The organism is Streptococcus mitis, from assembly GCF_023109105.1.
GTDB lineage: Bacteria > Bacillota > Bacilli > Lactobacillales > Streptococcaceae > Streptococcus > Streptococcus mitis_BW.
Genome location: NZ_JALDTZ010000010.1, coordinates 44403 through 66923, shown reverse-complemented (window position 1 = coordinate 66923; position 22521 = coordinate 44403). Strand labels below are relative to the sequence as shown.

Here is a 22521-nt window from a genome sequence, read left to right as displayed (position 1 = left end):
TTGACAAAAGCCAACATTTTTTGTAAAATAAGAATCAATTAAATACCAACACCGAATGAAGTTTAATAGAAGTGGGAAATCGTTTGATTTTCCATGACTGTAAATGGACGGAACTCTGGAGAGACCGTAAAGGCACCGAAGGGGCAAGGCAGGTAACTGCTCAAACTCTCAGGTAAAAGGACAGAGCTAGGATAGACCGCTTTTTAGCATTTATCTAAGCATTCCAGAGTACATGTATCTTGCATGTGCTCTTTCTTTTGGGGTTGAAAAGATAGGAGAAGAAAATGTTAGAATTGCTTAAATCAATTGATGCTTTTGCTTGGGGGCCTCCACTCTTGATTTTATTGGTCGGAACAGGGATTTACCTAACTGCCCGGCTAGGACTCTTGCAGGTTTTGCGTCTGCCCAAGGCCTTCCAGCTTATTTTTATCAAGGATAAGGGGCATGGGGATGTATCCAGTTTTGCGGCCTTGTGTACAGCCCTAGCAGCGACAGTTGGTACGGGAAATATTATCGGGGTGGCGACGGCTATCAAGGTCGGTGGCCCAGGGGCCCTCTTTTGGATGTGGATGGCTGCTTTCTTTGGAATGGCAACCAAGTATGCGGAAGGTTTATTAGCTATTAAATACAGAACTAAAGACGATAACGGTGCTGTTGCAGGAGGTCCCATGCACTATATCCTTCTAGGGATGGGAGAAAAGTGGCGACCACTTGCCATCTTCTTTGCCCTGGCAGGTGTTCTAGTAGCTTTGTTGGGAATCGGAACCTTCACCCAAGTCAACTCGATTACAGAATCTATCCAAAATACAACGACTATTTCGCCAGCTATCACGGCTCTCGTGTTGTCTATCTTTGTAGCAATTGCTGTTTTTGGCGGGCTCAAGTCTATTTCTAAGGTTTCAACTACTGTTGTTCCTTTTATGGCTATCATTTATATTTTGGGAACACTTACAGTTATTATCTTTAATATTGGAAAACTCCCTGCTACAATCGCTTTAATCTTGACATCCGCTTTTAGTCCGGTTGCTGCGGTAGGTGGATTTGCTGGTGCTAGCATTCGGATGGCTATCCAAAATGGTGTGGCGCGTGGTGTCTTCTCAAACGAATCTGGTCTGGGTTCTGCTCCCATTGCAGCTGCTGCGGCTAAGACAAATGAACCAGTAGAGCAAGGTTTGATTTCCATGACAGGGACCTTTATTGATACCCTCATCATTTGTACTCTAACTGGTTTGACCATCTTGGTAACTGGTGTTTGGAGTGGCGATTTAAATGGGGTTGCCTTGACTCAGTCAGCCTTCTCAACAGTCTTTTCACACTTTGGACCTGCCCTCTTGACCATCTTCCTTGTGCTCTTTGCCTTTACAACGATTCTAGGTTGGAACTATTACGGGGAACGTTGTTTTGAGTTTCTCTTTGGGGTTCGCTTTATCTGGCTCTACCGTGTGGTCTTTGTACTCATGGTCTTGTTGGGAGGATTTATCGAGTTGGATATGGTTTGGATTATCGCGGATATTGTCAATGCATTGATGGCTCTGCCAAACTTGATTGCCCTCTTAGTTTTATCACCAGTCGTTATTGCTGAAACTAAAAAGTATTTTAATAAATAATGGAATCACACATCGCGTGTGATTTTCTTTCTTTCATAAAAAATTTCTATCGGTGCAATTTAAAATATATATTATACACGGTATAGAATCTGTGATAGACTAGATTTCAACAAAATGAAAAGAGGTTTTATGATGACAACATTTACAATCCATACAGTAGAATCAGCACCAGCAGAAGTGAAAGAAGTTCTTGAAACAGTAGAAAAAGATAACAATGGCTATATTCCCAACCTAATCGGTCTCTTGGCTAATGCACCGACTGCTTTAGAGGCTTACCGTACAGTCGGTGCTATCAACCGTCGCAACAGCCTGACACCCGTTGAGCGCGAAGTAGTGCAAATCACGGCAGCTGTGACCAATGGTTGTGCCTTCTGCGTCGCAGGTCACACAGCCTTTTCAATTAAACAAATCCAGATGAACGATGACCTTCTGCAAGCTCTTCGCAATCGCACTCCAATTGAAACAGATCCTAGATTAGACACCCTCGCTAAGTTTACCTTGGCGGTTATCAATACCAAGGGTCGTGTAGGAGATGAAGCCTTGGCTGAGTTTCTAGAAGCTGGCTACACTCAACAAAATGCCTTGGATGTGGTTCTTGGTGTCAGCCTAGCAAGTCTCTGTAACTATGCCAATAACCTAGCCAATACACCAATTAACCCAGAATTGCAACCTTATGCTTAATTCATATCTGAGTAAAAAATGAAGTCTGAAATAATCGGACTTCGTTTTTTTTATCCCCTCATTTAAGCGCTTTTATGCTATACTGAAACTAACATGATTATTGGAGGTTAGGATGAAAAAACTCCCCTTGGTATTTTCTGGTTGTTTGCTAGGTTTGGCAGGAGCTGGAAATCTTATTTTAGATACGTTGCCAGTTCTGTCCCATCTGTTTAGTCTGACAGGTTTGATTTTGTGGATTTACTTTCTAATTCTGCATTTACTTAGTTGGAAGGAAACCAAGCAAGAATTGACCAAGCCTCCTCTTTTATCAGGAATGGCGACCTTTCCCATGGCTGGGATGATTTTATCGACTTATGTCTTTCGCATCTTCCCTAATCTTCCTTTGCTAGCGCAGGGGCTCTGGTGGTTTTCATTTCTCTTGGATTTGGCCTTGATTGCTACTTTCACCATCAAATTTGCCTGTCCGGGTCGGAGGGTCAATGCAACTCCTAGCTGGACGGTGCTCTATGTGGGGATAGCTGTGGCAGCCTTGACCTATCCTCTGGTAGGCATTATCGAGATTGCCTATGCAACCTTGAGTTTTGGTTTTCTCCTTACCTTCTATCTTTATCCCCTTATTTATAGTGATTTAAAGAAACATCCACTCCCTGTAGCTATGCTTGGACAGGAAGGAATCTATTGTGCTCCTTTCTCTCTACTCTTGGCTTCCCTAGTTCGAGTTGGAGGAGCCAGCCTACCGACTTGGCTCTTGATTGCCATGATTTTGGCGTCTCAATCCTTCTTTTTCTTTGTTTTGACTCGCCTGCCCAATATTTTAAAACAAGGCTTTCAACCAGCTTTTTCAGCCTTAACCTTCCCAACCATTATCACAGCTACTTCGCTCAAGATGGCTCAGGGGATCTTGAAACTTCCATTCTTGGATTATCTGGTACTGGCTGAAACCGTTATATGCCTAACTATTTTATTCTTTGTTTTAGGTACTTATCTGATTTGGTTACGAAAAAAGGTCTAGCTAGAAATAGCTAAACCTTATTTTTTATGGTTTGATAACTTCAGCTCCACCCATGTATGGACGAAGGACTTCAGGAATAGTAACAGAACCATCTTCGTTTTGATAGTTTTCAAGAATAGCAGCAACGGTACGTCCAACAGCAAGTCCAGAACCGTTCAAGGTGTGGAGAAGTTTAACCTTACCATCTGCTTCGTCACGATAACGGATTTGGGCACGACGTGCTTGGAAATCTTCTGTATTTGAACAGCTTGAGATTTCACGGTAGGTATTTTGTGCTGGGATCCAAACCTCCAAGTCGTAAGTCTTGGCAGCTGAGAAGCCCATGTCTCCTGTAGAAAGAGCAACTACACGGTATGGCAAGTTGAGTTTTTGAAGGATGTTTTCAGCGTTGGCTGTCATCTTTTCCAATTCTTCGTATGACTCTTCTGGTTTGGCAAATTTAACCATTTCAACCTTGTGGAATTGGTGCAAGCGAATCAAGCCACGAGTATCACGACCAGCTGAACCAGCCTCAGAACGGAATGATGGACTCATAGCAGTGAAGTAGATTGGCAGGTCTTTACCGTCCAGGATTTCATCACGGTAGTAGTTTGTTAGAGGAACTTCAGCTGTAGGAATAAGGACGTAATTGCTGTCGCTCAATTCAAAAGTATCTTCCTTGAATTTTGGATATTGACCAGTACCAAACATTGAATCATGGTTAACCATGTAAGGCGTGATGACTTCAGTATAGCCTTCTTTTCCATGTTCATCCAACATAAAGTTGTAGATGGCACGTTCCAAACGAGCACCGAGACCTTTATAGAAGAGGAAGCGAGCTCCTGTTACCTTACCACCGCGTTCCCAGTCAAGAATACCAAGGTCTTCACCAAGATCCCAGTGGGCTTTTGGTTCGAAGTCAAATTCGCGTGGAGTACCCCAACGGCGAACTTCCACATTGTCGTCTTCGTCAGCCCCAACAGGAACGCTGTCAGCTGGGATGTTTGGAAGAGTAGTGGTAAATTCTGTCAATTTAGCATCGATTTCAGCCAATTCGGCATCCAAGGCTTTAACCTCAGCAGATAGATTTTGCATGGCAGCAATCTTGTCATCTGCATTTTCTTTATTGCGCTTAGCTTGGGCAATCTCAGCAGAAACTGTGTTACGCTCTGCCTTGAGGGTTTCAACCTTGACTAAGATGTCACGACGTTTAGCATCGATTTCTTTCATCTCATTTAAGATAGCAGCGTCTACACCTCGTGTAGCCAATTTTTCAGCGACAGCTTCAAAGTCTGTACGAATTCGTTTGATATCTAACATAAGTCCTCCTTTATATGAAAAAAGCACACCTGACAAAGCGTTGGAGTGGCAGAGCCACGGTTCCATCCAACTTCACAGATGTGCACTTGATTGTGTATTTGATTTAAAACAACGGTAGAATTTCAATTAACTCCTCTATCTGCTCGCAGCACCCGCAGACTTTCTGAAAGAAGGGAATAACCTACTTATCCGTTTCTATGATTATACTAAACTTTCTATTTTTTTGCAAATAGATTTTTAAATTTTTGACCAATGGTCTGAATCAGGGTCGGAAGCTTGACGACCTTGTCATTGCCCAATTTTTCGCGTGCAATTTTGAGAATGGCACCTGAATCTTTTGACGCAAAGAGGAATTTTCCTCGATCTGTAAAAACTTCGAAGTGGCGACTGATTTTGCGACCAGTGACATTGGCTCCAATCTGATTGATATGGCTCCAAGGAATCTGGATAAATTGTTCGACATTAACATCTGGGTAAAATTCCAGAGCCTGATCTCCGACAAGGAATTTCCCAACTTTCCCAGCTATAGAGAGGTAGGAAGTTCCTGTGGTATTGAGGAGCACTGTTTTATTAAGTGATTGGGCCATGATTAGTCTTCCTTACTTTCACCGAAAAAGGCATTGTAGAGGGCTTTGATTGCTGCTTTTTCTTGGTCTTTATTGACAACAAACATGATAGAAACTTCACTAGAACCTTGAGACATCATCTGGATGTTGATCTTGTTTTCAGATAGAGCTCGTGTCGCAGTAGCAGTTACTCCGATATGACTCTTCATTTTTTCTCCAACAATCATAATGATAGAAAGGTCGTGTTCAATTTCTGCATGGTCTACCTCAGCCTTTTGAACCAACTGACGAAGGATTTCTTCTTCCTTGATAGGAGTTAGTTCACGAGAACGGAGAATGATAGAAAGATCGTCGATACCTGTTGGCATATGTTCCCAACCGATGTTAAGGTCTTCAAGGATTTGCAGAACCTTGCGACCAAATCCGACCTCGCGGTTCATGAGGTATTTCGACATGTTGATGCTGACAAAGCCTGAGTCACCAGCAATTCCCACAACTGGGAATTCATCACTACTATGTTTTAGAACGATACGAGTACCTGGATGGTCAGGGTTGTTGGTATTCTTGATAACCAGAGGAATTTTTCCACGGTAGGCAGGAAGAAGGGCTTCGTCATGAAGGACTGAGAATCCTGCATAGGCCAACTCACGCATTTCACGGTAGGTCAACTCAGGGATTGAGTGTGGTTGATGGATAATACCAGGGTGAGCTGCAAAGATACCATCAACGTCTGTAAAGTTTTCATAGAGGTCGGCTTTTACACCTGCAGCAATGATAGAACCTGTAATGTCTGAACCTCCACGTGAGAAAGTACAGATTTGATTCTCTTTAGTAACTCCAAAGAAACCAGGAATGACAAGGACTTCATTTGTATTTGTCAATTCTTCAATCTTGTCATAACTTGATGGCACGATGCGAGCGTTGCCCGGTTCACTTGTTACCACAATCCCAGCTTCTCTAGGGTGAACATAGCGTGCATCGATACCGTTTTGGTTAAAATATGCAGCAATCAATTTGGCATTGTTATTTTCACCGGCTGCTAGGAAAGTATCGTAGAGAAATTCATTTTCTTCGATAGGAAGACTGGCCAAGGCGCGAATGCTTTTTGAAATTTTGTCTAGCACAGCTGGTTTCAGTCCCAATTCACTAACCATAGCAGCATAGCGGTTGATAATCCAGTTTTGGCTCTTGCTAATATCGTTACCAGCAACATAATCACGGTAGTATTTAATCAAGGCATCCGTAACCTTAGTATCTTCAGCATTGCGTTTACCAGGCGCAGAAACGACTACAAAACGACGCTCTGAATCGCTTTTTACGATGTTTAAAACTTTTTCTAATTGACTAGCAGAGGCAAGAGAACTACCTCCAAATTTAACAACCTTCATAAGAACTCCTAAAGTAAGTATTTTATACGATTATAGCAGAAAGGAAGGCTTTTTTCAATGAAGAAAATAAGATGCTTTCTAGGATAAAGCGAGCTTTTCTAATCGGCTGAGACACTTTCAGTCGATTTTTTCTTGCTTTCCACTCCTAAAAAAGATATACTTTGAAAATAAAATAATTTAATGCTCAATGAAAATCAAAGAGCAAACTAGGAAGCTAGCCGTAAGTTGCTCAAAACACGGTTTTGAGGTTGTGGATAGAACTGACGAAGTCAGTAACATATATACGGCAAGGCGAAGCTGACGTGGTTTGAAGAGATTTTCGAAGAGTATAAACTGCTTATCAAACAAAAAGGAGTCCAGATGGAACATATTATTTATCAGATTGAAGAGGATTTGGCAATTATTACTTTAAACCGTCCTGATGTCGCTAACGGTTTCCACATTCCTATGTGTGAGGAGATTTTAGATGCTCTGACTTTGGCAGAAGAGAATCCAACTGTGCATTTTGTCTTGATCAATGCGAATGGCAAAGTCTTTTCAGTTGGGGGAGATTTAGTAGAGATGAAGCGGGCAGTGGATGAGGATGATATTCCATCATTAACGAAAATCGCAGAATTGGTCAATACTATTTCGTATAAAATTAAACAAATAGCCAAACCTGTTTTAATGGAGGTAGATGGGGCTGTTGCAGGTGCTGCAGCTAATATGGCTGTTGCCGCAGATTTCTGTTTAGCGACTGATAAGGCTAAATTTATCCAAGCCTTTGTTGGAGTTGGTTTGGCGCCAGATGCAGGAGGAATTCATCTCTTGAGTCGAAGTATCGGTGTGACGCGTGCTACTCAACTAGCCATGACAGGAGAGGCTTTAACCGCAGAAAAAGCTCTAGAGTGGGGTGTGGTTTACCGTATTTCTGAAGCTGATAAGTTAGAAAAAACCAGAGAACAGCTTCTTAAAAAATTAAGACGTGGCTCAGCTAATTCTTATGCTGCCATTAAGAAGTTAGTTTGGGAGAGCCAATTTAAAGATTGGCAAGATTATGCCGCTTTAGAACTGAACCTACAGGAATCACTAGCGCAAACAGAGGATTTCAAAGAGGGAGTTCGGGCTCATTCAGAGAGAAGAAGACCTAAATTTACAGGAAAATAAAAAAATACTTGCACCATTCTTTGAAGTTTGATATAATTCTCTTGTCAAATGTTTTGATTCTAAAAGTTTTTTTGAAAAGGAGGGAAGGAAAGATTGGACTACCAACGAATTAATGAATATTTAACATCTATATTTAACAATGTCCTCGTTATCGAGGAAGTTAGCTTGAGAGGTAGTCGTTTCAAGGATATCTCCATCAAAGAAATGCATACGATTGATGTGATTGGAAAAGTTCCAGATGTGACACCAAGTCAAGTGTCAAAAGAGTTGATGGTGACTCTTGGGACAGTGACGACTAGTTTGAATAATCTCGAACGCAAGGGTTACATTGAACGCATTCGTTCAGAGCATGATCGACGTGTGGTGCATCTGCATTTGACAAAGAAAGGTCGCTTGGTTCATAGGCTACATAAACGCTTCCACAAGGCCATGGTTGAAAAAATCATTGATGACATGAGCGAGGAAGAAATTGCTGTTATGAGCAAAGGTTTGACTAATCTTTACCAATTTTTGGAGGATTTGAAATAATGGCTTTTGCAAAAATAAGCCAGGTTGCTCATTATGTGCCAGAGCAAGTGGTTACAAATCATGATTTGGCTCAGATTATGGATACCAATGATGAGTGGATTTCAAGTCGGACGGGAATACGACAAAGGCATATCTCAAGAACAGAATCTACTAGTGATTTGGCTACAGAGGTTGCTAAGAAACTGATGGCAAAAGCTGAAATTTCAGGAGAGGAGTTGGATTTTATCATCCTAGCTACCATTACTCCAGATTCGATGATGCCCTCTACAGCTGCTCGTGTCCAAGCCAATATTGGTGCAAGAAAAGCTTTTGCTTTTGACCTAACAGCTGCTTGCAGTGGATTTGTATTTGCTCTTTCAACTGCTGAAAAGTTTATCGCTTCTGGTCGCTTTCAAAAAGGCTTGGTGATTGGTAGTGAAACCCTCTCTAAAGCAGTCGATTGGTCAGACCGATCTACAGCTGTTTTGTTTGGAGATGGTGCTGGTGGTGTCTTGCTAGAAGCTAGCGAGCAAGAGCATTTCTTGGCTGAGAGCCTCAATAGCGATGGAAGTCGTAGTGAATGTCTGACGTATGGATATTCAGGCTTGAATTCTCCATTTTCAAATCAAGAAAATGCAGATTCATTTTTGAAGATGGATGGACGCGCAGTCTTTGATTTTGCTATTCGAGATGTTGCTAAGTCTATCAAACAGACTATTGCTGAATCTCCTATAGAGGCGACAGACTTGGATTATCTGCTACTTCATCAGGCTAATGACCGTATCTTGGATAAAATGGCTAGAAAAATCGGTGTCGACCGAGCTAAACTTCCAGCCAATATGATGGAATATGGGAACACCAGTGCAGCCAGTATCCCGATTTTACTTTCAGAGTGTGTAGAACAAGGTCTCATCCGTTTAGATGGAAGCCAGACTGTTCTGCTATCAGGCTTCGGTGGAGGCTTGACCTGGGGCACACTCATTCTTACAATTTAGGTAATCATGTGGTGAACACATTGTTATAAAAAACTATTTATTTTAAAGGAGTCCTATCATGGCAGTATTTGAAAAAGTACAAGAAATTATCGTTGAAGAACTTGGAAAAGATGCATCAGAAGTAACACTTGAATCAACTTTTGATGATTTGGATGCAGATTCATTGGACTTGTTCCAAGTAATCTCAGAAATTGAAGATGCTTTTGATATCCAAATCGAAGCAGAAGATGACTTGAAAACAGTTGGTGACTTGGTTGCCTACGTTGAAGAGCAAACAAAATAAACAGAATATGGATAGAAGGAGTAGGGAAACCCGCTCCCTCTTGTTTAGGCAATAGTTTGATTGTCAAATTATGACGATATCGAACTATTACGTAAGCAAGAAACGATGGAGGCACTATGAAAACGCGTATTACAGAATTATTGAACATTGATTATCCTATTTTTCAAGGAGGGATGGCCTGGGTTGCTGATGGTGATTTGGCAGGGGCTGTTTCCAAGGCTGGAGGACTAGGCATTATCGGTGGGGGGAATGCCCCAAAAGAAGTTGTCAAGGCAAATATTGATAAAATCAAATCATTGACTGATAAACCCTTTGGTGTCAACATCATGCTCTTGTCTCCCTTTGTGGAAGATATTGTAGACCTCGTTATCGAGGAAGGTGTTAAGGTGGTCACAACAGGCGCAGGAAATCCAAGTAAATACATGGAACGATTTCATGCTGCTGGTATTACGGTTATTCCAGTTGTACCAAGTGTTGCCCTAGCTAAACGCATGGAAAAAATCGGTGCGGATGCCGTTATTGCAGAAGGAATGGAAGCTGGTGGTCACATTGGTAAATTAACAACCATGACCTTGGTTCGTCAAGTTGCAGCGGCTGTTTCAATTCCTGTTATCGCTGCAGGTGGTATTGCAGACGGTGAGGGAGCAGCAGCTGGATTTATGCTTGGTGCAGAAGCTGTGCAAGTAGGAACTCGTTTCGTAGTTGCTAAAGAATCAAACGCTCATCCAAACTATAAGGCTAAAATTTTAAAAGCTCGTGATATTGATACAACAATTTCAGCACAACATTTTGGACACGCAGTTCGTGCTATCAAAAATCAATTGACTCGTGATTTTGAACAAGCTGAAAAAGATGCCTTTAAACAAGAAAATCCAGATTTGGAAATTTTTGAGCAAATGGGAGCAGGTGCTCTAGCCAAAGCGGTTGTTCACGGAGATGTGGATGGTGGATCTGTTATGGCAGGTCAAATTGCAGGCCTTGTTTCCAAAGAAGAAACCGTTGAAGAAATCCTAAAAGATTTGTATTACGGAGCAGCTAAGAAAATTCAAGAAGAAGCCTCTCGTTGGGCAGGAGTTGTAAGAAATGACTAAAACAGCCTTTTTATTTGCTGGCCAAGGTGCCCAGTATCTAGGTATGGGCCGTGATCTATATGATCACTACCCTATTGTCAAAGAAACGATTGATCAAGCGAGTCAGGTACTCGGTTATGATTTGCGTCATCTCATTGATAGGGAAGAAGAAAAACTCAATCAGACCCGCTATACGCAACCAGCTATTTTAGCGACTTCAGTTGCTATTTATCGTTTATTGCAAGAAAAGGGATATCAGCCTGATATGGTTGCTGGTTTGTCTCTTGGGGAATACTCTGCCTTGGTGGCCAGTGGCGCCTTGGATTTTGAAGATGCGGTTGCCTTGGTTGCTAAGCGTGGAGCCTATATGGAAGAAGCGGCTCCTGCTGGCTCTGGTAAGATGGTGGCTGTTCTCAATACGCCAGTAGAGATTATTGAAGAAGCTTGTCAAAAAGCTTCTGAACTTGGAGTGGTTACTCCAGCCAACTATAATACACCTGCACAAATCGTGATTGGTGGAGAAGTGACTGCAGTTGATCGAGCTGTTGAACTCTTGCAAGAAGCAGGTGCCAAACGCTTGATTCCTCTCAAGGTGTCAGGGCCTTTTCATACCGCTCTCCTTGAGCCTGCTAGCCAGAAACTAGCTGAAACTCTAGCTCAAGTAAGTTTTTCAGATTTTACTTGCCCCCTAGTCGGCAATACAGAGGCTGCAATTATGCAAAAAGAAGACATTGCTCAACTCTTGACGCGTCAGGTCAAGGAGCCAGTTCGTTTCTATGAAAGCATTGGGGCCATGCAAGAAGCAGGCATCACCAACTTTATCGAGATTGGACCGGGGAAAGTTTTGTCAGGCTTTGTCAAAAAAATTGATAAGACAGCTAAACTAGCCAATGTTGAAGATCAGGCTAGCTTGGAAGCCTTGTTAGAAAACGAGTAATCCCTTCTCCCATAAATATAAAAGGAAACAGGAGAACAGAATGCAACTAAAAAATAAAAATATCTTTATTACCGGTTCGAGTCGTGGAATTGGTCTTGCTATCGCCCACAAGTTTGCTCAAGCAGGAGCCAACATTGTCTTAAACAGTCGTGGGGCAATCTCAGAGGACTTGCTAGCTGAGTTTTCAAACTATGGTGTCAAAGTGGTTCCCATTTCAGGAGATGTGTCAGACTTTGCAGACGCTAAGCGTATGGTTGATCAAGCTATTGCAGAGATGGGTTCAGTTGATGTTTTGGTCAACAATGCAGGGATTACCCAAGATACCCTTATGCTCAAGATGACAGAAGCAGACTTTGAAAAAGTTCTCAAGGTTAACCTGACTGGTGCCTTTAACATGACACAATCAGTCTTGAAGCCGATGATAAAAGCTAGAGAAGGTGCTATCATTAATATGTCTAGTGTTGTTGGTTTGATGGGAAATATCGGTCAAGCTAACTATGCTGCTTCTAAGGCTGGTTTGATTGGTTTTACCAAGTCTGTGGCCCGTGAAGTGGCCAATCGCAATATCAGAGTTAATGCTATTGCACCTGGAATGATTGAGTCCGATATGACAGCTGTTTTATCAGACAAGGTGAAAGATGCCATGCTGGCGCAAATTCCTATGAAAGCATTTGGGCAGGCAGAGCAGGTTGCAGATTTAACAGTATTTTTAGCAGGCCAAGATTATCTAACTGGTCAAGTGGTTGCCATTGATGGTGGCTTAAGTATGTAGCAGAAGCTAGAGGTGAAAAAGATGAAACTAAATCGCGTAGTAGTAACAGGTTATGGAGTAACATCTCCAATCGGAAATACACCAGAAGAATTTTGGAATAGTTTGACAACTGGAAAAATCGGAATTGGTCCAATTACAAAATTTGATCATAGTGACTTTGATGTGCATAATGCGGCAGAAATTCAAGATTTTCCTTTTGATAAATACTTTGTAAAGAAAGATACCAATCGTTTTGATAACTATTCTTTATATGCCTTGTATGCGGCTCAAGAGGCTGTCAATCATGCCAATTTAGATGTAGAGGCTCTTGATAAAGATCGTTTTGGTGTTATCGTGGCTTCTGGTATTGGTGGAATCAAGGAAATTGAAGATCAAGTGCTTCGCCTAAATGATAAAGGACCAAAACGTGTGAAACCATTAACCCTTCCAAAAGCCTTACCAAATATGGCTTCAGGAAATGTTGCCATGCGTTTTGGAGCAAACGGTGTTTGCAAATCCATCAATACTGCCTGCGCTTCATCAAATGACGCAATTGGAGATGCTTTCCGCTCAATTAAGTTTGGCTTCCAAGATGTTATGTTGGTAGGTGGTTCAGAAGCCTCTATTACACCTTTTGCGATTGCTGGTTTCCAAGCCCTGACAGCTCTCTCTACTACAGAGGATCCAAGTCGTGCTTCTATCCCATTTGATAAGGACCGCAATGGGTTTGTTATGGGTGAAGGTTCAGGGATGTTGGTTCTTGAAAGCCTTGAACATGCGGAAAAACGTGGAGCAACGATCCTTGCCGAAGTAGTTGGTTACGGAAATACCTGTGATGCCTACCATATGACTTCTCCGCATCCAGAAGGTCAGGGTGCTATCAAGGCCATCAAACTGGCCTTGGAAGAAGCTGAGATTTCTCCAGAGCAAGTAGCCTATGTCAATGCTCACGGAACGTCAACTCCTGCTAACGAAAAAGGAGAAAGTGGTGCCATCGTAGCTGTTCTTGGTAAGGAAGTACCTGTATCATCAACCAAGTCTTTCACAGGACATTTGCTAGGGGCTGCAGGTGCAGTAGAAGCTATCGTAACCATCGAAGCTATGCGTCATAACTTTGTACCAATGACAGCTGGAACAAGTGAAGTATCAGATTATATCGAAGCCAATGTCGTTTACGGACAAGGCTTGGAGCAAGAAATTCCATACGCTATTTCAAATACCTTTGGTTTTGGTGGTCACAATGCAGTTCTTGCTTTCAAACGTTGGGAGAATAAATAAGTATGAATTTAAACGATATTAAAGACTTGATGGCTCAATTTGACCAATCAAGTTTGAGAGAATTTTCTTATAAGAACGGGACGGATGAGTTGCAGTTTAGCAAGAATGAAGCTAGACTTGTGCCTGAAGTTGCAGCTCAAGTAGCTCCAGCGCAAGTTACAGCAACCCCGAGTCCAGTAGCTACTACATCTGCTCCAGCAGAGACTGTAGCAGAAGAAGTTCCAGCTCCAGCTGAAGCAAGTGTAGTTGCTGAGGGAGATGTTGTAGAGAGCCCACTTGTTGGGGTGGCTTACTTGGCTGCTGGTCCAGATAAACCTGCCTTCGTCACAGTTGGTGATAGTGTCAAAAAAGGTCAAACATTGGTGATTATCGAAGCCATGAAAGTCATGAATGAAATCCCAGCTCCTAAGGATGGTGTGGTAACGGAAATTCTCGTTTCTAACGAAGAGATGGTTGAGTTTGGTAAAGGGTTGGTACGTATCAAATGATCGATATTCAAGGAATCAAAGAAGCTCTTCCCCACCGTTATCCTATGCTCCTAGTTGATCGTGTCTTGGAAGTGAGCGAGGATACCATTGTTGCTATCAAAAATGTGACCATCAATGAGCCCTTCTTTAACGGCCATTTCCCTCAATATCCAGTGATGCCAGGTGTTCTGATTATGGAAGCCTTGGCGCAAACAGCTGGTGTCTTGGAGTTATCAAAACCTGAAAATAAAGGAAAACTTGTCTTTTACGCTGGTATGGACAAGGTCAAATTCAAGAAGCAAGTTGTACCTGGAGATCAATTGCTTATGACAGCAACCTTTGTAAAACGTCGTGGCACAATTGCTGTGGTTGAAGCAAAGGCTGAAGTGGATGGTAAGCTTGCAGCTAGTGGTACTCTTACCTTTGCAATAGGGAACTAAGGAGGTTCTCCATGTTTCGAAAAATTTTAATTGCCAATCGAGGTGAAATTGCGGTTCGGATTATCCGTGCAGCGCGTGAATTGGGGATTGAGACGGTAGCAGTTTATTCAACTGCTGATAAGGAAGCCCTTCATACGCTTTTGGCAGATGAAGCAGTTTGTATCGGTCCTGGCAAGGCAACAGAGTCTTATCTCAATATCAATGCGGTTCTATCAGCTGCAGTCTTGACTGAGGCAGAAGCCATTCACCCAGGTTTTGGATTTCTCAGTGAAAATTCCAAATTTGCAACCATGTGTGAAGAAGTTGGTATCAAGTTTATCGGTCCATCTGGTCATGTTATGGATATGATGGGAGACAAGATTAATGCGCGTGCTCAGATGATTAAAGCAGGCGTGCCTGTTATACCAGGTTCGGATGGAGAAGTGCACAACTCTGAGGAAGCTTTGATTGTTGCTGAAAAAATTGGCTATCCTGTTATGCTCAAGGCTTCAGCAGGTGGTGGTGGTAAAGGGATTCGTAAGGTTGAAAAACCAGAGGACCTCGTTTCAGCCTTTGAAACTGCCTCTAGCGAAGCCAAGGCCAATTATGGCAATGGTGCCATGTACATAGAACGAGTCATCTATCCAGCTCGTCATATCGAAGTTCAAATCCTAGGTGATGAGCATGGACATGTGATTCACTTGGGGGAACGGGATTGTTCTCTTCAACGGAATAATCAAAAGGTTTTGGAAGAAAGTCCTTCGATTGCAATCGGAAAAACGTTGCGCAATGAAATCGGTGCTGCTGCTGTTCGCGCTGCAGAGTCTGTAGGCTATGAGAATGCAGGGACCATTGAGTTTCTTCTTGATGAAGCCAGTGGAAACTTCTATTTCATGGAAATGAATACTCGTGTACAAGTAGAACATCCAGTAACAGAATTTGTTTCAGGCGTGGATATCGTTAAGGAACAGATTCGCATTGCAGCAGGTCAGCCTCTGTCTGTTAAGCAAGAAGATATTGTCCTACGCGGTCATGCCATCGAGTGTCGTATCAATGCAGAAAACCCAGCCTTCAACTTTGCTCCTAGTCCAGGTAAGATTACCAATCTCTATCTGCCAAGTGGAGGAGTTGGTTTGCGCGTGGATTCAGCAGTTTATCCAGGCTATACTATTCCGCCTTATTATGATAGTATGATTGCCAAAGTCATCGTTCATGGGGAGAATCGTTTTGATGCTTTGATGAAAATGCAACGAGCCCTCTATGAATTAGAGATAGAAGGGGTGCAGACCAATGCAGATTTCCAGCTTGACCTCATTTCAGATCGCAATGTCATTGCTGGAGATTATGATACTTCCTTCTTGATGGAAACCTTCTTACCCAAATATCAAGAAAAAGAATAAAATGACTTCAAGAGTTTAAACCGAAAAGGGGAATCAATGGCTCTATTTAGTAAAAAAAATAAGTATATTCGAATCAATCCCAATCGTTCGGTTAGGGAAAAACCTCAAGCCAAGCCAGAGGTTCCAGATGAATTATTCTCCCAGTGTCCAGGCTGTAAGCATACCATCTATCAGAAGGATCTGGGAAGTGAGCGTATCTGTCCGCACTGTAGCTATACCTTTCGTATTTCTGCCCAAGAACGCTTGGCTTTGACAATTGATATGGGAACCTTCAAGGAATTGTTTACAGGGATTGAAAGTAAGGATCCCTTGCATTTCCCTGGTTATCAAAAGAAACTAGCAGCTATGCGTGAAAAAACAGGGCTGGATGAAGCTGTTGTGACAGGAACCGCTCTTATTAAGGGTCAGACTGTGGCTCTTGGGATTATGGATTCCAACTTTATCATGGCTTCTATGGGCACGGTTGTAGGTGAAAAAATCACTCGTTTGTTTGAGTATGCGACTGTTGAACAATTACCAGTTGTTCTCTTCACAGCCTCTGGTGGAGCCCGTATGCAGGAAGGAATCATGAGTCTCATGCAGATGGCCAAGATTTCTGCAGCGGTTAAACGCCATTCAAATGCTGGTCTCTTTTACCTGACCATTTTGACAGATCCAACGACAGGTGGTGTAACAGCTTCTTTCGCTATGGAAGGCGATATCATTCTGGCTGAACCACAGAGCTTGGTTGGTTTTGCTGGGCGTCGTGTGATTGAAAATACGGTTCGTGAAAGCTTGCCTGAGGATTTCCAAAAGGCAGAATTCCTATTGGAACATGGCTTTGTGGATGCTATTGTCAAAAGAAGAGACTTGCCAGATACCATTGCTAGCCTAGTCAGATTGCACGGAGGGAGTCCTAGATGAATATTGCAAAAATAGTCAGAGAAGCGCGTGAGCAGAGTCGCTTGACAACCTTGGACTTTGCGACAGGCATTTTTGATGAATTTATCCAATTACACGGTGACCGTTCTTTTCGTGATGATGGTGCAGTTGTTGGCGGTATTGGCTGGCTTGGAGATCAAGCTGTAACAGTGGTTGGTATTCAAAAAGGCAAGAGTTTACAAGATAACCTTAAACGGAATTTTGGCCAACCTCATCCAGAAGGCTACCGCAAGGCCCTACGGTTGATGAAACAGGCTGAAAAATTTGGCCGTCCAGTTGTGACCTTTATCAATACAGCAGGTGCCTATCCTGGTGTCGGAGCGGAAAAACGTGGTCAAGGGGAAGCTATTGCTCGCAATCTCATGGAAATGAGTGACCTGAAAGTTCCGATTATCGCTATCATTATCGGTGAAGGTGGTTCAGGTGGGGCTCTGGCTCTAGCAGTCGCAGACCGTGTCTGGATGCTGGAAAATTCCATCTATGCCATTCTCAGTCCAGAAGGTTTTGCTTCCATTCTATGGAAAGACGGCACTCGTGCTATGGAAGCGGCAGAACTGATGAAAATCACCTCACATGAATTGTTAGAAATGGACGTGGTAGATAAAGTGATTTCTGAAGCAGGACTTTCTAGCAAGGAATTGATTAAGAGTGTCAAAAAAGAACTTCAAGCTGAGCTAGCTTTACTTTCACAAAAACCGCTAGCAGAGTTGTTGGAAGAACGCTATCAACGATTTAGAAAATACTAATACTTCAGAATACGCAAAAACTAGAACTGACTGTCAGTTCTAGTTTTTGTGTGGGTCTCACTCTGTGTAGATGGGAAAGTCAAAAGGTGCTTGGAAGACCAAACACCTTTTCGATTATTCATTTTCTTCAGTTACAAATTGACTAAGCAGTCCGTTGATAAAGCGGGCTGATTTTTGATCTGAAAAATTCTTAGCGAGTTCAATAGCTTCATTGACTGCTACCAGCTGAGGTGTGTCAAATGAAGTGATTTCAAAGATACCCAAGCGTAGTAAGTTTTTTTCGACCAAGGTCAAGCGTTCAACTGTCCAGCCTGACTTGAGGTGCTGGTTGATTTGTTTATCCAACTCGTCTTTTTGAGCTTGAACACCAGAAACCAAGTTTAGAAGAAAGGCAGGGATTTGCACATCTGTATCTTCACGGTCATGCGTGTAGGCAAAGTGACAAGCTGTTTCCATATCTGTGTCGAATTCAAGGCTCATAAGAGCTTGAAAAGCGCATTTACGAAGTTCGCGTCTAGATTCTAATAATGGACTAGTCATTGAGGAAGTCCTCGTTAAATAGATCTTTCAACTCAGGTTTTGGTGTTTTATCTGGAACGATTCCTGCAACATGTATATTGACAGCAGCAAGTTCCACATCAGCCATATCACGGACAGCATCTTTAACCGCTTTTTGAATAGCCAGAGCAACTTTTGGTACTTTCACACCGTACTCAAGATAGAGATAGATATCAGCTGTCAGCTCTTCTTCGATATTTTTTAAATAAACACCACGACCAAGAGAGAGTTTTGATAGAGTATCAGATACGGATTTATTTGAAAATGAGTGAACACCATCAACTTTAGCAGTTGCGATGGCAATGATTTTTTCAAGTACACGTGGAGCGATAACGATTTCGCCAAATTGTTCTTCAATTCCCATAGAATGACCTCTTTCTAGAGATTAGGCACGAGAAACGTAAGTTCCTTCTGCAGTGTTGATGATCAATTTTTGTCCAGCTTCGATGAAGTCTGGAACGTTGACAACAAGTCCAGTTTCCATAGTTGCTGGTTTACCAGAACCTGTAACAGTAGCACCCTTGATAGATGGTTGTGTTTCAGCAACTGTCAATTCAACAGTAGTTGGTACAGTTACACCGATTACTTCAGTTCCGTAGAATTGGATTTTCACATCAGAGTTTTCAAGGATGTAAAGCAATTCGTTTTCAACGTTTACGACTGGGATTTCGTATTGGTCGTAAGTTTCAGTGTTCATGAAGTAGGCAGTTTCATCCATTTTGTACAAGTATTGAGCTGGAACAGTTTCGATAATAGCTTGTTCGAATTTTTCTTCTGGACGGTAGCTTGTGTCAAATGTAGAACCAGTACGGACATCACGCAATTTCATACGCATGATCGTGTTTCCTTTACCTGGTTTGTGGTGGCTAGCTTCCAAAACGCGGATCAATTTTCCGTCTGCAGTTTCAAATGTCATACCAGCTTTCAATTTGCTTGCTTCGATCATGATTTTACCTCTTTTTATAAATATTATTACTCTTCATTTTACCATAAAATCTTCTGGAAATAAAGCCAAAATAGTTATTGGGAGATGGTGGGAGCCAAAAAAACCAACCTCAGGGCTGGTTTATTTTATATATTAATCTTCTTTCAACTTCGCCAATTCTTGGGCAAGGAGTTTAAGGGCGACTTGTGGGTTGGCTTGGCCTTTGGTTGCTTTCATAAGGAAGCCTGTAAAGGCCTTGTCTGCGTTACGTTTGCCTGACTTGAAGTCTGCAACTGCGGCTTCGTTATCTGCAAAGACTTGGTGGATAATTGGAATCAAAACATCAGGATCTGAGATTTGAACCATACCTGCTTTTTCCACGTATTCACGCGCTCCACCGCCATTTTTAGCTAGATGGACAAAGACTTTCTTGGCAATCTTAGAAGAGATAGTACCATCTTCGATGATGGCAATCATTTCAACCAAGTTTTCTGGTGTTAGTTTGATTTGTTCCAGTGTTTTGCCTTCAGCGTTCAAGAACTGAGCGACTTCTCCTTGGAGCCAGTTAGAGACTTGTTTGGCATCACCACCGAGGGCAACAGCTTTTTCAAAGAAGTCAGAAGTGACTTTATTAGCAGTCAACTGACTAGCATCGTAGTCTGACAAACCAAGGTCAGCCACGTAACGCGCACGGCGTTCTTTTGGAAACTCTGGCAATTCAGTACGCATTTCCTCAATCCACTCATCTGAGATTTCAAAGAGAGGTAGGTCTGGTTCTGGGAAGTAGCGGTAGTCTGCAGCACCTTCCTTGACACGCATGAGGATGGTTGCTTTGTTGGCTTCATCGTAACGGCGTGTTTCTTGGCGGATTTGACCACCTGAGCGTAGGATTTCAGCTTGACGTTGGACTTCGTATTCAAGACCCTTGCGAACATTTGAGAAGGAGTTGAGGTTTTTCAACTCAGTCTTGGTACCGAATTTCTCTTGACCATAAGGACGAAGGGAGATGTTGGCATCCACACGCATAGAACCTTCTTCCATCTTAACGTCAGAAATACCAGCGTACTGGATGACTTCCTTGAGGGCTGTCAGATAAGCATAGGCTTCTTCTGGCGAACGCATGTCGGCTTCAGATACAATCTCAATCAAGGGCACCCCTTGGCGGTTGAGGTCAACATAAGAGTAGCCATCAGTACCGTGGGTGTTTTTACCAGCGTCTTCCTCTAGGTGGGCACGTTCGATACCGATTTTCTTAGTTGTACCGTCTTCTAGCTCGACTTCAATCCAACCGTTATAGCCGATTGGCTCATCAAACTGAGAAATTTGGTAGGCTTTTGGATTATCAGGGTAGAAGTAGTTCTTGCGGTCAAAATGCATATTTTTGTGGATATCCATGTTGAGGGCAAGAGCAGCCTTGATTCCGGCATCGACAACACCTTTATTGAGAACTGGCAGTACGCCTGGGAAAGACCAGTCAATCACGTTAGTGTTGGCGTTTTGGTCATTTCCAAAGTGGGCAGAAGTAGGTGAGAAGATTTTTGAATTGGTGTTTAGCTCTACGTGGACTTCAAGTCCGATGACTGTTTCAAAGTTCATTAGTTGTCACCTCCAAAAATCACGGGTTGTTGTTTGTGGTAGTCTGTTGTTGCTTCAAAGGCAGCAGCAGCTTGGTAAATGGTTTCCTCAGAGTACTTAGGACCGATCAATTGGAGACCGACAGGTAGACCTTGAGAGAATCCAGCAGGAATCGAAATTCCTGGTAGACCTGCCAAGTTGACAGGAATTGTCAAAAGGTCAGCTAAGTACATAGCAACGGGGTCGTGGTTGAGAGAATCCAAGTCATAGGCAACGCTTGGAGCAGTTGGTCCCAAAATCAAGTCGTAATCTGCAAAGACGTTTTCGAAATCTTGGATGATGAGGGTACGGACTTGTCCAGCCTTTTTGTAGTAAGCATCATAGTAACCTGATGAAAGGCTGAAAGTACCTAGCATGATACGACGTTTCACCTCTTCACCGAAACCTTGGCTACGGCTGTTTACATAGATTTCATCAAGGTTGGTTGCATCCTCTGCGCGGTAGCCGTAACGGATACCGTCAAAGCGTTGTAAGTTTGATGAAGCTTCAGATGAAGCGATGATGTAGTAAACGGCAACACCGTATTTTGAGTGAGGCAGGCTCACTTCTTCAACGATAGCACCAAGTTTTTCAAAGTGCTTAGCAGCATTCAGAATAGTTTCCTTAACTTCTGGGTCAATTCCTTCACCAAGGTATTCCTTAGGCAAAGCAATTTTCATGCCCTTGATGTCTTGCCCGATTTTTGAAGTAAAGTCGGCAATACGGACAGGAGCAGAAGTGGAGTCTTTGGCATCTTCACTGGCAATAGCGTTGAGCAAGAGGGCATTTTCCTTAACAGTTGGTGCAAAAGGTCCGATTTGGTCTAGAGAGCTACCGAAGGCAATGAGACCGAAACGAGAAACCGTTCCGTAGGTTGGTTTGAGACCAACGATCCCGTTGAAGGCAGCTGGTTGGCGGATGGAACCACCAGTATCAGAACCAAGCGACAAGCGGACTTGCCCTGACGCTACAGCTGCAGCAGAACCACTTGATGACCCACCAGGAACCTTGCTGTGATCCCAAGCATTTTTAGTGGCACCATAGTGTGAAGTCTCACCTGATCCACCCATGGCAAATTCGTCCATGTTGGTCTTTCCAACGACGATCATACCTTTAGATTTTGCATTGGAAACGGCTGTCGCATCAAAGATTGGCTCATAGTTGTAGAGCATTTTTGAGGCAGCAGTTGTGAGAATACCGTCTGTGGAGATGTTATCCTTGACAGCTAGGGGAATTCCTGAAAGGACATTATCAGCGTCAATTCCAGCTTCATCAATAGCTTTAGCCTGAGCAAGAGCTTGATCTTCAGCGATTGTAACAAAAGCGTTAATAGCTGTCTCGCGTGACTTGATATCTTCAAGCGTAGCTTGGGTCAATTCTGTTGCAGAAATTTCCTTAGAAACAAGGAGATTGTGCAAGTCTTCAATGGTTTTATTGTTGAAAGTCATTAGGCATCTCCTCCGTCGTCTAAGATAGCTGGCACCTTGATATAGTAGTTGTCTTTTTCAGGTACGTTTTTAAACAGGCGCTCACGGTCTGTTCCTTCTTCAGCCACATCAGGGCGAAGTACAGTTTTGCGGTCAGCCATAGTTGTAGTTGGTGCGACACCTGTTGTGTCAACTTCGCCCAGCAATTCAACCATGTCAACAATCTTAGACAAGGTAGTCGCAAAAGCGGCAGTTTCTTCTTCAGAGAATCTTAATTTTGAAAGATTGGCAACGTGTGTTACCTCTTCTTGCGTAATTTTCATCTTGCATCCTTTCGTGAAATGATGATTTTTAGTCTGTTCTATTTTACCATATTTTCCTATAAATAAGGGAGGTAAAGCTGAAAAAAGACATGTGGAGGCTAGAGAATGTGTTTTAATGATGATTTGTTTGAAAAGCGGATTTCAAAGGGGAAATTATATGATACAATGGTATAACAGAGAAGTGAAGACGGTGGTTACGAA

The 22521-nt window shown here is 42.7% G+C and carries 25 protein-coding genes and 1 riboswitch; of the genes, 16 read left to right on the top strand and 9 right to left on the bottom strand.

The features are described 5' to 3' along the window. The first annotated feature begins 105 nt into the window (after positions 1–105). Positions 106–194: riboswitch (glycine riboswitch) on the top strand. A gap of 90 nt (positions 195–284) precedes the next feature. From M1F37_RS06950 to M1F37_RS06940, 3 genes are all read left to right on the top strand, one after another. Beyond that, positions 285–1607, top strand: coding sequence for an alanine/glycine:cation symporter family protein (locus M1F37_RS06950; protein WP_247935260.1), 1323 nt, complete (start codon positions 285–287; stop codon positions 1605–1607). Positions 1608–1739: 132 nt separating this feature from the next. Beyond that, complete coding sequence (locus M1F37_RS06945; protein ID WP_247935266.1) at positions 1740–2288, top strand: carboxymuconolactone decarboxylase family protein; 549 nt, start codon at positions 1740–1742, stop codon at positions 2286–2288. Between the two features lie 112 nt (positions 2289–2400). Beyond that, the gene (locus M1F37_RS06940) at positions 2401–3300 is read left to right on the top strand and encodes a TDT family transporter (protein ID WP_247935259.1); all 900 of its coding nucleotides are present in this window, start codon (positions 2401–2403) and stop codon (positions 3298–3300) included. A gap of 24 nt (positions 3301–3324) precedes the next feature. Here the strand turns inward: M1F37_RS06940 and serS are convergent, their stop codons facing one another. The 3 genes from serS to M1F37_RS06925 all read right to left on the bottom strand — a co-directional run bounded on the left by serS (position 3325) and on the right by M1F37_RS06925 (position 6553). Then, positions 3325–4599, bottom strand: a complete 1275-nt coding sequence (gene serS, locus M1F37_RS06935) for a serine--tRNA ligase (RefSeq protein ID WP_247935258.1) — start codon at positions 4597–4599, stop codon at positions 3325–3327. Positions 4600–4814: 215 nt separating this feature from the next. Further along, the gene (locus M1F37_RS06930; protein ID WP_000079349.1) at positions 4815–5186 is read right to left on the bottom strand and encodes a DUF956 family protein; all 372 of its coding nucleotides are present in this window, start codon (positions 5184–5186) and stop codon (positions 4815–4817) included. Positions 5187–5188: 2 nt separating this feature from the next. Further along, the gene (locus tag M1F37_RS06925; RefSeq protein ID WP_247935257.1) at positions 5189–6553 is read right to left on the bottom strand and encodes an aspartate kinase; all 1365 of its coding nucleotides are present in this window, start codon (positions 6551–6553) and stop codon (positions 5189–5191) included. Between the two features lie 360 nt (positions 6554–6913). Here M1F37_RS06925 and M1F37_RS06920 point away from each other — a divergent pair, with 360 nt between their 5' ends. The 13 genes from M1F37_RS06920 to M1F37_RS06860 all read left to right on the top strand — a co-directional run bounded on the left by M1F37_RS06920 (position 6914) and on the right by M1F37_RS06860 (position 17473). Then, a complete protein-coding gene (locus M1F37_RS06920; RefSeq protein ID WP_247935256.1) occupies positions 6914–7699 on the top strand; it encodes an enoyl-CoA hydratase in 786 nt (261 codons plus the stop codon). A 93-nt stretch (positions 7700–7792) separates the two neighbouring features. Further along, positions 7793–8227 (top strand): MarR family winged helix-turn-helix transcriptional regulator, encoded by a 435-nt coding sequence (locus M1F37_RS06915; RefSeq protein ID WP_247935255.1) that lies wholly within the window; start codon positions 7793–7795, stop codon positions 8225–8227. Continuing rightward, on the top strand, positions 8227–9201 hold the full coding sequence (locus M1F37_RS06910; protein WP_247935254.1) for a beta-ketoacyl-ACP synthase III: 975 nt from the start codon (positions 8227–8229) through the stop codon (positions 9199–9201). The genes M1F37_RS06915 and M1F37_RS06910 overlap by 1 nt, the downstream gene beginning before the upstream one ends. Positions 9202–9259: 58 nt before the next feature. Further along, positions 9260–9484, top strand: coding sequence for an acyl carrier protein (locus M1F37_RS06905; protein ID WP_000257838.1), 225 nt, complete (start codon positions 9260–9262; stop codon positions 9482–9484). A gap of 116 nt (positions 9485–9600) precedes the next feature. Further along, the gene (gene fabK, locus M1F37_RS06900) at positions 9601–10575 is read left to right on the top strand and encodes an enoyl-[acyl-carrier-protein] reductase FabK (protein WP_033684213.1); all 975 of its coding nucleotides are present in this window, start codon (positions 9601–9603) and stop codon (positions 10573–10575) included. Next, positions 10568–11491: an ACP S-malonyltransferase gene (gene fabD, locus M1F37_RS06895; RefSeq protein WP_247935253.1), complete on the top strand. Its 924-nt coding sequence runs from the start codon at positions 10568–10570 to the stop codon at positions 11489–11491. The genes fabK and fabD overlap by 8 nt, the downstream gene beginning before the upstream one ends. Positions 11492–11531: 40 nt before the next feature. After that, positions 11532–12263 (top strand): 3-oxoacyl-[acyl-carrier-protein] reductase, encoded by a 732-nt coding sequence (fabG, locus tag M1F37_RS06890; RefSeq protein WP_247935252.1) that lies wholly within the window; start codon positions 11532–11534, stop codon positions 12261–12263. 21 nt (positions 12264–12284) lie between these two features. Then, on the top strand, positions 12285–13520 hold the full coding sequence (fabF, locus tag M1F37_RS06885) for a beta-ketoacyl-ACP synthase II (protein WP_247935251.1): 1236 nt from the start codon (positions 12285–12287) through the stop codon (positions 13518–13520). Positions 13521–13522: 2 nt separating this feature from the next. Beyond that, on the top strand, positions 13523–14008 hold the full coding sequence (gene accB / locus M1F37_RS06880; RefSeq protein WP_247935250.1) for an acetyl-CoA carboxylase biotin carboxyl carrier protein: 486 nt from the start codon (positions 13523–13525) through the stop codon (positions 14006–14008). Continuing rightward, positions 14005–14427, top strand: coding sequence for a 3-hydroxyacyl-ACP dehydratase FabZ (gene fabZ / locus M1F37_RS06875; RefSeq protein WP_000565509.1), 423 nt, complete (start codon positions 14005–14007; stop codon positions 14425–14427). Before accB ends, fabZ begins: the two co-directional genes overlap by 4 nt. Positions 14428–14438: 11 nt before the next feature. Beyond that, positions 14439–15806, top strand: a complete 1368-nt coding sequence (gene accC / locus M1F37_RS06870; protein ID WP_247935249.1) for an acetyl-CoA carboxylase biotin carboxylase subunit — start codon at positions 14439–14441, stop codon at positions 15804–15806. 36 nt (positions 15807–15842) lie between these two features. Continuing rightward, positions 15843–16709 (top strand): acetyl-CoA carboxylase, carboxyltransferase subunit beta, encoded by an 867-nt coding sequence (gene accD, locus M1F37_RS06865; RefSeq protein ID WP_247935248.1) that lies wholly within the window; start codon positions 15843–15845, stop codon positions 16707–16709. After that, on the top strand, positions 16706–17473 hold the full coding sequence (locus M1F37_RS06860) for an acetyl-CoA carboxylase carboxyl transferase subunit alpha (protein ID WP_247935247.1): 768 nt from the start codon (positions 16706–16708) through the stop codon (positions 17471–17473). The genes accD and M1F37_RS06860 overlap by 4 nt, the downstream gene beginning before the upstream one ends. A 114-nt stretch (positions 17474–17587) precedes the next feature. Here M1F37_RS06860 and nusB read toward each other — a convergent pair whose 3' ends face one another. From nusB to gatC, 6 genes are all read right to left on the bottom strand, one after another. Continuing rightward, a complete protein-coding gene (nusB, locus tag M1F37_RS06855) occupies positions 17588–18013 on the bottom strand; it encodes a transcription antitermination factor NusB (protein ID WP_247935246.1) in 426 nt (141 codons plus the stop codon). Then, positions 18006–18395 (bottom strand): Asp23/Gls24 family envelope stress response protein, encoded by a 390-nt coding sequence (locus M1F37_RS06850; RefSeq protein WP_247935245.1) that lies wholly within the window; start codon positions 18393–18395, stop codon positions 18006–18008. The genes nusB and M1F37_RS06850 overlap by 8 nt, the downstream gene beginning before the upstream one ends. Positions 18396–18416: 21 nt before the next feature. Then, positions 18417–18977 carry an elongation factor P gene (efp, locus tag M1F37_RS06845; RefSeq protein ID WP_000568643.1) on the bottom strand — a complete coding sequence of 187 codons (561 nt, stop codon included), beginning with the start codon at positions 18975–18977 and terminating at the stop codon, positions 18417–18419. A gap of 132 nt (positions 18978–19109) precedes the next feature. After that, complete coding sequence (gene gatB / locus M1F37_RS06840) at positions 19110–20552, bottom strand: Asp-tRNA(Asn)/Glu-tRNA(Gln) amidotransferase subunit GatB (RefSeq protein WP_247935244.1); 1443 nt, start codon at positions 20550–20552, stop codon at positions 19110–19112. Next, entirely contained in the window at positions 20552–22018 is a 1467-nt protein-coding gene (gene gatA / locus M1F37_RS06835; RefSeq protein WP_247935243.1) for an Asp-tRNA(Asn)/Glu-tRNA(Gln) amidotransferase subunit GatA, read from the bottom strand. The genes gatB and gatA overlap by 1 nt, the downstream gene beginning before the upstream one ends. Next, entirely contained in the window at positions 22018–22320 is a 303-nt protein-coding gene (gene gatC / locus M1F37_RS06830) for an Asp-tRNA(Asn)/Glu-tRNA(Gln) amidotransferase subunit GatC (RefSeq protein WP_247935242.1), read from the bottom strand. The genes gatA and gatC overlap by 1 nt, the downstream gene beginning before the upstream one ends. Positions 22321–22521: the final 201 nt, after the last annotated feature.